The sequence below is a fragment of the Klebsiella sp. G-Nf4 genome, from assembly GCF_002810615.1.
Taxonomy (GTDB): Bacteria; Pseudomonadota; Gammaproteobacteria; order Enterobacterales; family Enterobacteriaceae; genus Klebsiella; species Klebsiella variicola.
The window spans coordinates 160,123-171,559 of record NZ_PION01000012.1 but is presented as its reverse complement, the minus strand read 5'-3'; the positions used below and the strand labels follow the sequence as shown (position 1 = coordinate 171,559).

The 11,437-nt window shown below is 58.1% G+C and carries 12 protein-coding genes; 6 read left to right on the top strand and 6 right to left on the bottom strand.

Going from position 1 to position 11,437, the window contains the following annotated elements; translation table 11 throughout:
* Positions 1 to 336: hypothetical protein (locus CWM57_RS28050; RefSeq protein WP_206052726.1), on the bottom strand; the 336-nt coding region annotated here is incomplete at its 3' end.
* A 72-nt stretch (positions 337 to 408) separates the two neighbouring features.
* A complete protein-coding gene (yeiP, locus tag CWM57_RS22380) occupies positions 409 to 981 on the bottom strand; it encodes an elongation factor P-like protein YeiP (protein WP_002912951.1) in 573 nt (190 codons plus the stop codon).
* A gap of 147 nt (positions 982 to 1,128) precedes the next feature.
* On the opposite strand from yeiP, the gene CWM57_RS22375 reads away from it, so the two are divergent.
* Complete coding sequence (locus CWM57_RS22375; RefSeq protein ID WP_100631146.1) at positions 1,129 to 1,383, top strand: YkgJ family cysteine cluster protein; 255 nt, start codon at positions 1,129 to 1,131, stop codon at positions 1,381 to 1,383.
* A gap of 2 nt (positions 1,384 to 1,385) precedes the next feature.
* Here the strand turns inward: CWM57_RS22375 and CWM57_RS22370 are convergent, their stop codons facing one another.
* Complete coding sequence (locus tag CWM57_RS22370; RefSeq protein ID WP_061156333.1) at positions 1,386 to 2,318, bottom strand: LysR family transcriptional regulator; 933 nt, start codon at positions 2,316 to 2,318, stop codon at positions 1,386 to 1,388.
* A 213-nt stretch (positions 2,319 to 2,531) separates the two neighbouring features.
* Between CWM57_RS22370 and CWM57_RS22365 the strand changes: the two genes are divergently transcribed.
* Together CWM57_RS22365 and CWM57_RS22360 are read left to right on the top strand one after the other, a co-directional pair.
* Positions 2,532 to 2,876, top strand: a complete 345-nt coding sequence (locus tag CWM57_RS22365) for a DUF3302 domain-containing protein (RefSeq protein ID WP_061153855.1) — start codon at positions 2,532 to 2,534, stop codon at positions 2,874 to 2,876.
* Position 2,877: 1 nt separating this feature from the next.
* Complete coding sequence (locus tag CWM57_RS22360; RefSeq protein ID WP_100676401.1) at positions 2,878 to 4,014, top strand: HlyD family secretion protein; 1,137 nt, start codon at positions 2,878 to 2,880, stop codon at positions 4,012 to 4,014.
* A 34-nt stretch (positions 4,015 to 4,048) separates the two neighbouring features.
* On the opposite strand, the gene setB is transcribed toward CWM57_RS22360, so the two are convergent.
* On the bottom strand, positions 4,049 to 5,230 hold the full coding sequence (gene setB / locus CWM57_RS22355; RefSeq protein ID WP_061153857.1) for a sugar efflux transporter SetB: 1,182 nt from the start codon (positions 5,228 to 5,230) through the stop codon (positions 4,049 to 4,051).
* Between the two features lie 334 nt (positions 5,231 to 5,564).
* On the opposite strand from setB, the gene fruB reads away from it, so the two are divergent.
* From fruB to fruA, 3 genes are read left to right on the top strand one after another with little or no spacing between them, the layout of a single operon-like run.
* Positions 5,565 to 6,695 carry a fused PTS fructose transporter subunit IIA/HPr protein gene (gene fruB / locus CWM57_RS22350; RefSeq protein WP_074388034.1) on the top strand — a complete coding sequence of 377 codons (1,131 nt, stop codon included), beginning with the start codon at positions 5,565 to 5,567 and terminating at the stop codon, positions 6,693 to 6,695.
* Positions 6,696 to 7,634 carry a 1-phosphofructokinase gene (gene fruK, locus CWM57_RS22345; protein ID WP_061153860.1) on the top strand — a complete coding sequence of 313 codons (939 nt, stop codon included), beginning with the start codon at positions 6,696 to 6,698 and terminating at the stop codon, positions 7,632 to 7,634. It abuts the gene before it with no gap.
* 16 nt (positions 7,635 to 7,650) lie between these two features.
* Complete coding sequence (fruA, locus tag CWM57_RS22340) at positions 7,651 to 9,345, top strand: PTS fructose transporter subunit IIBC (RefSeq protein ID WP_100631147.1); 1,695 nt, start codon at positions 7,651 to 7,653, stop codon at positions 9,343 to 9,345.
* 52 nt (positions 9,346 to 9,397) lie between these two features.
* Here fruA and nfo read toward each other — a convergent pair whose 3' ends face one another.
* Both nfo and CWM57_RS22330 read right to left on the bottom strand, forming a co-directional pair.
* Positions 9,398 to 10,252 carry a deoxyribonuclease IV gene (nfo, locus tag CWM57_RS22335; RefSeq protein ID WP_061153862.1) on the bottom strand — a complete coding sequence of 285 codons (855 nt, stop codon included), beginning with the start codon at positions 10,250 to 10,252 and terminating at the stop codon, positions 9,398 to 9,400.
* 71 nt (positions 10,253 to 10,323) lie between these two features.
* On the bottom strand, positions 10,324 to 11,373 hold the full coding sequence (locus tag CWM57_RS22330) for a YeiH family protein (RefSeq protein WP_012967550.1): 1,050 nt from the start codon (positions 11,371 to 11,373) through the stop codon (positions 10,324 to 10,326).
* Positions 11,374 to 11,437 lie beyond the last annotated feature (64 nt).

The window sequence follows — 11,437 nt, the reverse complement described above, 5'->3', positions numbered from 1 at the left end:
TTCTTTGCCAGGTCGATACCAAGAGTTGATACTTTCATGTGGACGCTCCTCATTTTTTAGGACGTATTGCAACGATCCAGTCTGGTACTTTGATACCGTAAAATCTGGAGCGTCCATCTCATTATCCGTGCAAAACACGGCCCTCAGCCCGCATCCATGCGGGCTGCCCCGGCCTTCCGGGAACGTCTCAGCGATGTTGAGGCCGCCACCACCGGCAGTTTCAGCAAGAATAGTGAATAAATTAACGACAGGGCGCCCGGCCCCCAGGCCGGATAAGGCGTCAGCCGCCATCCGGCACAAATACGGGAACCGTGTTGAATGAATATTACCCGGCACAGGGTATACCGTCGCCAAATAAAAAGGACAGCCAGCGGCTGTCCTTTTTTACTGTCGGTGCGTCACAGAGGATTAATCCGCGCGGCCCATATAGCGGCACTCTTCGATATGAATGCGGATTTTCTCACCGGTGGTCAGGTATTCCGGCACCTGAATGACCAGGCCGGTGCTCATGGTGGCTGGCTTGGTGCGGGAGCTGGCGGATGCCCCTTTAATACCCGGCGCGGTTTCGATAATTTCCAGGTCAACGGTCTGCGGCAGCTCCAGGGCCAGCAGCTGGCCGTCCCAGGTCAGCACCTGCATATCCGGCATACCGCCTTCCGGAATAAACTGCAGCTCTTCTTCGATCTGCTCTTTGGTAAAGGTGTAAGGGGTATAGTCTTCTTTATCCATGAACACGTATTCGTTGCCATCGACATAGGAGAAGTCAACGAAACGGCGGGTCAGAGTCACGGTATCGACGATATCGTCACCTTTGAAGCGCTCTTCCACTTTCAGGCCGGTACGCACATCGGAGAAGCGCATTTTATACAGTGTCGCAGCACCACGGGCGCTGGGTGACTGAATATCGATATTTTTCACAATCAGCAGCTTGCCGTTGTAATTCAGCACCATACCTTTTTTAATTTCATTCGCTCTTGGCATTGCAGTAATCCTGTCACTTAACGAGTCAAAAATATCGCGTAAAACTACTCGCGCCCGCGCCTTCAGGCAAGCGGAATTCGCGAGTTTTGCTATCTTCTGGCAAAACGTTTAGGCTGTGGCACAAAATGAGCGTTTGGGAGCTGGGTTGTGGAATGTCGTACCGATTGTGGCGCATGTTGCATCGCTCCCTCTATATCATCGCCAATACCCGGCATGCCGGAGGGCAAGCCCGCCAATACCCGCTGTATTCAGCTTTCCGAGCACAATTTATGCCTGATTTTCGGCTCCCCTCTGCGCCCGAAGGTGTGCGCCAGCCTGCAGCCCTCGCCAGAGATGTGCTTCACCAACCGCGATGACGCCATTACCTGGCTGCTGGATCTTGAACTGGCCACCGCACCCTGAGCTTAAAGCAGCAGATGAGACAGGTTTTTGATATGGGCGCTGAGGCCGTCGAGTAGCGCCTGTACGCGCAGGGGAAGAATGTCCCGCCGCTGGAAGATAAGCCAGGCCTGCAGGTCGATACAGCGCTCCTTTTTCAGACAGGGAACCAGCTGTCCCGCCGCCAGCTCGGTGGCGAGTGAATAGTAGGGCGCATAGACGATCCCCATCCCCAGCTTCGCCAGCTCCACCGCCGGTAGTGTGTTATCGCAAACGAATCCCCCTTTAACCGTGAGATTAAGCGGTTTGCCGTTTTTGCTTTTGAAGGTCCAGATATTGTCGCTACCGCCCAGCATGCGCAGGGTAATGCACTCATGATCCACCAGCGCCTCCGGCTCGGCGATAGGATGTTGCGCCAGATAGTCCGGAGAGGCGAAGACGCCGGTGCGAAAGCGGGTAAAGGGGCGGGCGATGAGATTTTCATTCTGCGGCTTAAAGGGGCTTATCAGCAGATCGCAGTCGCTATTAAAAATGGCGCCGTATTTCTGTTCCCGCTCGCTGGCGTTGCGGGTGACCAGATTGATCTGCAGCTCCGGCAGGGTTTTTCTCAGCGCCGGCAGAATATACCGCCCGAGAAACTGATGGATACCGATAGGGGCCCCGAGGGTGACCACGCCCTGCAGCGTGTTCTTATAACGGTCGGCAAGGTTGATAAGCTGCTCATGTTGTTCGAGAACCGCGCGACTGGCATGGATAAACTGCTCGCCGAACTCGGTGCGCACCAGTTCTCGGGCGGTGCGCAGGAAAATAGCCAAACCGACTTTCCGCTCCACGCTGGTCAGCGTCCGCGAGACGTTAGACTGGGGCATATTCAGGCGCTGGGCCGCCCGGCTCACGCTGGCGGTTTCGGCGATGGCGCTGATAACTCTAAGCTCATCCATTTTAAAGTCTTTCAACATCTTATCGCTGCCTGATATCTGTAATATATCAAAAATGATATACCAGTTTGGCGGAATTGCCATGTGATTTATTGATCCGCTAAACGTATGATGGCCTTTGCGTTGAACAGTCCGTTATTTAAGGAAAATTGTGCGTTTTATCGCTTCTTTTGTGGTCCTCGACGTCATTAAAAATAATGATCTTCCCGCTGGCTTACTGAGTGTATATGCACCATGCTGCTTAATTATTTTGCTTTGTTTGTATTAATACTGGTTTTTCTCATATTATTTTATGGAGTGATTATTATCCACGATATTCCCTATCATATCGCGCAAAAACGACAGCACCCCCATCAGGACGCGATTCATGTGGCGGGCTGGATAAGCCTGTTTACCCTGCATGCTATCTGGCCTTTTCTGTGGATCTGGGCCACCTTGTACCGCCCTGACCGCGGGTGGGGGATGGCTTCGCAGACCGAGGATAGTCTGCAACGCGAGGAACTGGAGAAACGCATTGCGTTACTCGAAGCAGCGTTAAAAAATAGTCAGCAAGCGTCAGCGGGGAATAACGAGAAATAATATGGATCTGTTAATTATCCTTTGCTATGTCGCCATCGCCTGGGGCGTTTTTAAGATATTTCGCATTCCAGTAAATAAATGGACGATCCCCACTGCTATATTAGGCGGAATAGTGGTCGTAGGCACGTTAATATTAACGATGAACTATAACCATCCCTATACGCTGCGGGCGCAAAAAATTGTCGTCTCTATTCCGATGGTGCCTCAGGTCTCAGGCGAGGTGGTTGAGGTCACCAGTAAAACCAACGTGTTAATGAAGAAGGGCGAACTGCTGTTCCGCATCGATGACACCCGCTACCGCGCGCGGTTGAACAAACTGCAGGCCGATCTGGCGGCCGAGGAGGCGACGCTACGGGCGAAGCAGGCGACCATTGACGATGCCAGCGCCAGAGTGCAGCAGGCGCAGGCCGAGTACGATCGCGTTACCCGTGACTACCAGCGTTATGCTCAGGGGGCGGCCATGCCGGTCAATCCTTTCTCGGAACAGGATGTGACTCACGCCAGGCAGCAGGTGCAGATCCAGACGGCGGTATTGCAGGCGGCGAAAGCGCAATTACAAAACGCCAGAGAGCAGGTGTCTGGCCGCTATAATGGGCTTGATGCCAACATTGCCAGTCTGAAATCGCAGATCCTCGAGGCGGAGTATAATCTGGCGCAAACCGTGGTTCGTGCGCCGAGTGACGGCTACGTTACCCAGCTATTGGCGCGGCCGGGGATGACCGCGGTACGTCTGCCCTTCAAGCCGGTGCTGGTGTTTATTCCCCAGCAAAAGCGCCAGGTGGTGGCGGTATTCCGCCAGAACTCGGTTCTGCGTCTGACGGCCGGGGATAGCGCGGAGGTGGTGTTTAATGGTCTGCCAGGCAGCGTCTATAGCGGTAAGGTATCGCGGGTGCTGCCGGCGATACCGGATGGCAGCTATCAGGCCAGCGGTGCGCTGCAGGGGCTGAGCGCCGGGGCAGGAAAAGAGGGCATCTATGTGCTGATCGACCTCGATCCCCACCCGGAAGTGGAACATTTACCGGACGGGGTTAGTGCGCAGGCGGCGGTTTATACCGAGTATTTTGCCCATGTGTCGATTATGCGCAAAGTCCTGCTACGGATGACCAGCTGGCTGCATTACCTCTATCTGGATCATTAACCAGGATGGCCTGGTCACGGCCGGGCCGTCTTGCCTACACATCCCTGATCCGCCACAGGCAAGCCTGAGCGGCGATACCCATGACCAGCGCAATCCAGAACACCGCGTGATAGCTCCAGATCTCCGCCACTACCCCCGCCAGTGAACCGGCGATAATCCAGCCAACGCGGGTGGTATTGGTGTAGAGGGTGGTGGCCGCGCCCGCCTGTCCCGGCATCAGATCCTGGAAATAGAGCATGCCGATCCCGGCGAGGATCCCGATATAGACGGCGTTCAGCACCTGCATCGCCAGCAGCAGCGCTGGCGTATGCACCGTCAACATGCCCACGTAAAACAACACACCAGCTACTGCCGAAAGGCGCATCAGAAAGCGTTTGCCGAAGCGCCGGGCGTAGTAACCGGCAATCAGCATGGTAGGAATTTCCAGTCCGGCCGCGGTGCCCATCATCAGCCCGGCCAGCTTCTCCGGCAGATGCAGCTCATTAATGATAAACAGCGGCATATTAATGATGTACAGGCTGTTGGTACCCCACATGAGCGTGCAGATGCTGAACAGCAGCAGCGCATCGCGACGGTGCGTGCGCGGGGCTTCCAGCCGGCCGGTCGCCACTGCCGTCGCTTTACGCATGCTGGGTAAGAATAGCCAGACCATGATCCCGCAGACGATAAACGCTGCCGCGGCGCTGAGATACATCGCGGTAAAACCAAACCCCATCGCCAGGGCGTAGGCCAGCGGGGGACCAATCACCCATGCCAGGGAGACCTGGGCGCGCAAAATGGAGCTGAACATCACCGCTTCGCGACCGGTCTTGTCGGCGTGCTCGCGCGCGAGGGCGAACATCTGCGGGTTGGCAGTCGAGCCAAAGCTACTGAGGAAGACGCCGATAAACAGCAAGATGAAGTAGTTCCGGTTCCAGGCAAACAGCAGGCAGGCCAGCACCCCCAGCAGGCAGCAGATGACAATCAGCTGCTTGCGATCGCCCCTGCGGTCGGAACGGCCGGCGAGGAACTGACTGACCAGAATGCCAATGACGGCGCTACCGGTAAAAAAGAAGCCGACCATCGCCGGGCGGACGTGCACTTCGTTGGTCAAAAAGAGGCTCAGGGTTGGGGTTTGCAACGCCCCGGCAATGCCTGTCAGAAAGGCGACGATCAAGAATGCGGAAGAGGTTACATCGAACCCGCGTCGGGGAAGGGCGGCGCTACGGTTTTGCATGTTCGGTTTTCTGTAGTTTCAGGAGACGGCGCGGAGTTTACGCCTGCTGGCTGAAAATAAACAGTAGTATGGCACGAATAATTAAAAAGGCGTTTCAAAATATAAGGTTCAGCAAAAAGCTGACGTTTGCGGTGGTCGATAGCAAAGACTTCAGCAAAAGTGTGCAGTACCTCTAAGTTCTGCAATCAAGTCGCTGACGTACCTTGCGCGTTGAGCAAGAAAGGTACAAAATTCTTGAAACGTTTCAGCGTCATTCGACAATCCGTTCACCGTCAGATGACGCCTTTTTTCTCAAGTTAGCTGAAACGATTCAATTCAGCAGGAGAGGAGAACCATGTTCCAGTTATCTGTGCAGGATATTCATCCCGGCCAGCAGGCCGGTAATAAAGAAGAGGCCATCCGGCAGGTCGCCGCCGCGCTGGTCAGCGCCGGCAACGTGGCTGATGGCTACGTGAACGGTATGCTGGCTCGCGAGCAGCAGACCTCGACCTTCCTCGGCAACGGGATTGCGATCCCGCACGGCACGACGGACACCCGTGACCAGGTGCTGAAGACCGGCGTCCAGGTGTTTCAGTTCCCGCAGGGCGTCACCTGGGGCGAAGGGCAGACCGCCTATGTGGCGATCGGTATTGCCGCCAGCTCAGATGAACACCTCGGCCTGCTGCGTCAGCTGACCCATGTGCTAAGTGATGACGCGGTCGCCGCTCAGCTGCAGTCCGCTACCACCGCGGAAGAGCTGCGTGCGCTGCTGATGGGGGAAAAACAGAGCGAAGCGCTGAAGCTGGACAACGAGACCCTGAGCCTTGACGTGGCGGCCAGCGATCTGCTGACCCTGCAGGCGCTGAACGCGGCGCGGCTGAAAGAAGTGGGTGCTGCTGACACGGCATTCGTTAGCCACGCTATCAACGATACGCCGCTGAACCTCGGTCAGGGCATCTGGCTGAACGACAGTGCGGAAGGCAATCTGCGCAGCGCCGTGGCGGTCAGCCGTGCGGCTAATGCCTTTACCCGCGACGATCAGCCGGTTTCCCTGCTGGTCACGGTGGCGATGGCCGATGAGCAGCCGACTGCGGTGCTGAACCGCCTGAGCAAGCTGCTGCTGGATAAGAAAGCTGACCGTTTGCTGAAAGCCGACGCCGCCACCGTGCTGGCGCTGCTGACCAGCGACGATGCCATTGCGGAAGACGTGCTGAGCGCCGAATTCGTCGTGCGCAATGAGCATGGCCTGCATGCCCGTCCGGGCACTATGCTGGTCAATACGATTAAACAATTCTCCAGCGACGTCACCGTCACCAACCTCGACGGTTCCGGCAAGCCGGCCAACGGTCGTAGTCTGATGAAGGTCGTGGCGCTGGGTGTGAAAAAAGGTCACCGTCTGCGTTTCACCGCGCAGGGTGAGGATGCGCAACAAGCGCTGGATGCGATTGGCGAAGCGATCGCCGCAGGCCTTGGGGAGGGCGCATAAATGAGCAGACGTGTAGCAACGATTACGTTAAACCCGGCGTACGATCTGGTGGGGTTCACCCCGGAGGTTGAACGCGGTGAAGTGAACCTGGTGCGCACCACCGGCCTGCACGCAGCCGGGAAAGGCATCAACGTGGCGAAAGTGCTGAAAGATCTCGGCATTGATGTCACCGTCGGCGGCTTCCTGGGCAAAGACAACCAGGATGGCTTTCAGCAGCTGTTCAGCGAGCTGGGTATCGCCAACCGTTTCCAGGTGGTGCAGGGCCGGACCCGCATCAACGTTAAGCTGACGGAAAAAGATGGCGAAGTGACGGATTTCAACTTCTCCGGCTTTGAAGTCACCCCGGGCGACTGGGAACGCTTCGTCAACGACTCCCTGAGCTGGCTTGGGCAGTTTGATATGGTCTGCGTCAGCGGCAGCCTGCCGTCCGGCGTCAGCCCGGAGGCCTTCACTGACTGGATGACCCGTCTGCGCAGCCAGTGCCCATGCATTATTTTCGACAGCAGCCGCGAAGCGCTGGTTGCCGGACTGAAAGCGGCGCCGTGGCTGGTGAAACCGAACCGTCGCGAGCTGGAAATCTGGGCCGGGCGCAAGCTGCCGGAGATGAAAGATGTTATCGAAGCCGCCCATGCGCTGCGCGAGCAGGGTATCGCCCACGTGGTGATTTCCCTGGGTGAAGAGGGCGCGCTGTGGGTGAACGCCTCCGGTGAGTGGATTGCCAAACCGCCTTCAGTGGAAGTGGTCAGCACCGTCGGCGCCGGCGATTCGATGGTTGGCGGCCTGATTTACGGCCTGCTGATGCGTGAATCCAGCGAGCATACCCTGCGCCTGGCGACTGCCGTCGCTGCCCTGGCCGTCAGCCAGAGCAACGTGGGTATTACCGACCGTACCCAGTTGGCCGCGATGATGGCGCGCGTCGACTTACAACCCTTTAATTGACAGCAGGAGAGGCATAATGAAAACGCTGCTGATTATTGATGCCGGACTCGGACAGGCACGCGCCTATATGGCGAAAACCCTGCTGGGAGCGGCAGCGCCTAAAGCGCACCTTGAACTGATTGATAACCCGAACGATGCCGAACTGGTGATTGTGCTGGGCGCGGCGCTGCCCACCGACAGCGCGCTGAACGGCAAACAGGTCTACCTTGGCGATATTAATCGCGCCGTGGCGCACCCGGAGCTGTTCCTCAGCGAAGCCAAAGGTCACGCGACGCCGTACGCGGCCCCTGCCGCGGCAGCAGTCCCGGCGGCCACCGGAGGACCGAAACGTATTGTCGCGGTCACCGCCTGCCCGACCGGCGTTGCCCATACCTTTATGGCGGCGGAAGCCATCGAAACCGAAGCGAAAAAACGCGGCTGGTGGGTGAAGGTGGAAACCCGCGGCTCCGTCGGGGCTGGCAATGCTATCACCCCGGAAGAGGTGGCCGAGGCGGATCTGGTGATCGTCGCTGCCGATATCGAGGTGGATCTGGCGAAGTTCGCCGGTAAGCCAATGTATCGCACGACTACCGGTCTGGCGCTGAAGAAAACCGCTCTTGAGCTGGATAAAGCAGTGGCCGAAGCCAAACCGTACCAGCCTTCCGGTAAACCTCAGGCTGCTGGCGAAGGGAAAAAAGAGTCGGCGGGCGCCTATCGCCACCTGCTGACCGGCGTCTCCTACATGCTGCCGATGGTGGTGGCCGGGGGCCTGTGTATCGCGCTCTCCTTCGCCTTCGGGATCAAAGCGTTTGAAGTGAAAGACACCCTGGCGGCGGCGCTGATGCAGATCGGCGGCGGCTCGGCCTTCGCGCTGATGGTGCCGGTGCTGGCAGGCTTTATCGCCTTCTCCATTGCCGACCGTCCGGGTCTGACCCCGGGTCTTATCGGCGGTATGCTGGCGGTCAGCGGCGGCTCCGGCTTTATCGGCGGGATCATCGCTGGTTTCCTTGCCGGTTACGTGGCGAAAGCCATCAGCACTAAGCTGAAACTGCCGCAGAGTATGGAAGCGCTGAAGCCAATCCTGATCATTCCGCTGGTCTCCAGCCTGATCGTGGGTCTGGCGATGATCTACCTGATCGGTAAACCGGTAGCCGGTATCCTCACCTGGCTCACCCACTGGCTGCAAACCATGGGCACCGCGAACGCGGTTCTGCTGGGCGCGATCCTCGGCGCGATGATGTGTACCGACATGGGCGGGCCGGTGAACAAAGCGGCCTATGCCTTTGGCGTGGGTCTGCTGAGTACCCAGACCTACGCGCCGATGGCGGCGATCATGGCGGCCGGTATGGTGCCTCCGCTGGCGATGGGTATCGCGACGCTGGTTGCCCGCAATAAGTTCGACAAAGGGCAGCGTGAAGGGGGGAAAGCCGCGCTGGTTCTCGGCCTGTGCTTTATCTCTGAAGGGGCGATTCCTTTTGCCGCTCGTGACCCGATGCGCGTGCTGCCTTGCTGTATCGTCGGCGGCGCGGTAACCGGCGCTATCTCGATGGCGATTGGCGCGAAACTGATGGCGCCGCACGGCGGTCTGTTTGTCCTGCTGATCCCGGGAGCGATTACGCCGGTGCTGGGCTACCTGCTGGCGATTGTTGCCGGGACGCTGGTGGCGGGCCTCTCCTACGCGGTGCTGAAACGCCCGGAAGCGCAGGCAGTGGAAGTCGAAAAAGCGGCATAATCTTACCGTAATAAAAAAGGGCCGATTGTTCGGCCCTTTTTTTATCTCTGTTTTACGCCACTTCGGCGGTCTGTTGTGCCCGCAGCCAGGCAATCTCTTCCGCCCAGATATCCGGGTTGATGGTTTCCAGAATCAGTGGAATGCCGTCGAAGCGGCTGTCCTGCATGATCCAGCTGAAGCAGTCGTGGCCGATGTTGCCTTCGCCAAGGCTATGGTGACGGTCAACGCGGCTGCCAAACGTACTCTTGGCATCATTCAGGTGCATGCCGCGCAGATACTGGAAGCCGACGATGCGCGCAAACTCGGCGAAAGTCTTTTCACACGCTTCCGCGCTGCGCAGGTCATAGCCGGCGGCGAACGCGTGGCAGGTATCGATGCAGACGCCGACGCGGGATTTATCTTCCACGCCGTCGATAATCGCCGCGAGGTGCTCGAACTTAAAGCCGAGGTTGCTGCCCTGGCCGGCGGTATTTTCGATAACCGCGGTGACGCCTTCGGTCTTCGCCAGCGCGATATTGATCGATTCGGCGATGCGCGCCAGGCACGCCTCCTCCGGGATCTGCTGCAGATGACTGCCGGGGTGGAAGTTGAGCAGCGTCAGCCCCAGCTGCTGGCAGCGGGTCATCTCATCAATGAAGGCATCACGGGATTTTTCCAGCGCCTCTTCCACCGGGTGGCCGAGGTTAATCAGATAGCTGTCGTGCGGCAGGATCTGCCCCGGGCCAAAGTGATACTTTTCACAGGCGGCTTTGAATTCGGCGATGGTCTCGTCGCTGAGCGGCGCGGCGCGCCACTGGCGCTGGTTCTTGGTGAAGAGGGCGAAGGCGGTTGCTTCGATTTCGGCGGCGCGAATGGCGGCATTGGCCAGTCCACCTGAGGCGCTCACGTGCGCTCCTACGTATTTCATAAAAAAACTCCAGTTAAAGCCGCTGGGGGGTGGGTAATGATAGCGGCTTAACTGGAGAAAGATGTAGTGCTTTATGCCATCAGGCTGTGGATAGCGACGTTAATAGCCCCGCCGCCGACAATCAACCAGACGAACAGCATCAGCGCCATCAGCAGCGGTTTCGCCCCGGCTTTTTTCAGCGCGCTGACGTGAGTGGTGACCCCGAGGGCGGCCATTGCCATCGCCAGCAGAACGGTATCCAGCGTCACCAGCATATCCACCACGGCTTTCGGCAGCAGATGGAAGGAGTTAAACACCGCCACCAGGATGAACATAATCGCGAACCACGGAATGGTGATTTTGCTTTTCTCGCCGTTGCCTGCCGGGGTCAGTTGTTTAACACGCGCCGCCAGGAACAGCAGGAACGGAGCCAGCATCATGACGCGCAGCATTTTAGCGATAACCGCCGCGTTCTCCGCGTCCGGGCTGACCGCATGGCCGGCGGCAACCACCTGCGCCACTTCATGCATGGTGGAACCCATATAGATCCCGTAGGTCTCCGGGGTAAACCAGTGCGCCAGCAGCGGGTACATCGCCGGGTAGAGGAAGATGGCGATGGTACCGAAGATAACCACCGTGGCGACGGCGACGGTCACTTTACTGGCTTCGGCTTTGACCACCGGCTCGGTGGCGAGCACGGCCGCCGCGCCGCAGATACTGCTGCCGGCGCCGATCAGCCAACTGGTGTGTTTGTCGAGACCAAACACTTTCTGGCCAAGGAAGCAGGCGATGAAAAAGGTACTGGAGAGCGTCAGTACGTCAATCAAAATACCGCTCACGCCGACGTCGGCAATCTGGGCGAACGTCAGGCGGAAGCCATAGAGGATGATCCCCAGGCGCAGCAGATGCTGCTTGGCGAAGATCACCCCGCCGTCGCAGGGCTGCCAGATTTTCGGGTAGACCGTGTTGCCGACGACCATCCCGAACAGGATAGCGAGGGTCAGGGCGCTAAAGCCTGCGCCGGCGATGGCCGGGAAACTACCGGCCCACAGGGCGGCGCCGGTCAGCGCGGCGGTCAGCGCCAGGCCTGGGACAAAATGCCACAGGGAACGATGTTTGGTGGGTAAAGTGAGTGCTGTCATAACCTTCTCCTTTGTCTGCCTAAAGGTTACGCCGCGCGGGGTTAAATATAAAATTGATTATATG

Excerpts from the sequence above, each read along its gene's own strand:
- yeiP (WP_002912951.1), bottom strand. The coding sequence starts at position 981 with ATGCCAAGAGCGAATGAAATTAAAAAAGGTATGGTGCTGAATTACAAC.
- CWM57_RS22330 (WP_012967550.1), bottom strand. The coding sequence starts at position 11,373 with ATGACAGCACTCACTTTACCCACCAAACATCGTTCCCTGTGGCATTTT.
- fruK (WP_061153860.1), top strand. The coding sequence starts at position 6,696 with ATGAGCAGACGTGTAGCAACGATTACGTTAAACCCGGCGTACGATCTG.
- CWM57_RS22370 (WP_061156333.1), bottom strand. The coding sequence starts at position 2,318 with ATGTTGAAAGACTTTAAAATGGATGAGCTTAGAGTTATCAGCGCCATC.
- CWM57_RS22365 (WP_061153855.1), top strand. The coding sequence starts at position 2,532 with ATGCTGCTTAATTATTTTGCTTTGTTTGTATTAATACTGGTTTTTCTC.
- fruA (WP_100631147.1), top strand. The coding sequence starts at position 7,651 with ATGAAAACGCTGCTGATTATTGATGCCGGACTCGGACAGGCACGCGCC.
- CWM57_RS22360 (WP_100676401.1), top strand. The coding sequence starts at position 2,878 with ATGGATCTGTTAATTATCCTTTGCTATGTCGCCATCGCCTGGGGCGTT.
- fruB (WP_074388034.1), top strand. The coding sequence starts at position 5,565 with ATGTTCCAGTTATCTGTGCAGGATATTCATCCCGGCCAGCAGGCCGGT.
- setB (WP_061153857.1), bottom strand. The coding sequence starts at position 5,230 with ATGCAAAACCGTAGCGCCGCCCTTCCCCGACGCGGGTTCGATGTAACC.
- nfo (WP_061153862.1), bottom strand. The coding sequence starts at position 10,252 with ATGAAATACGTAGGAGCGCACGTGAGCGCCTCAGGTGGACTGGCCAAT.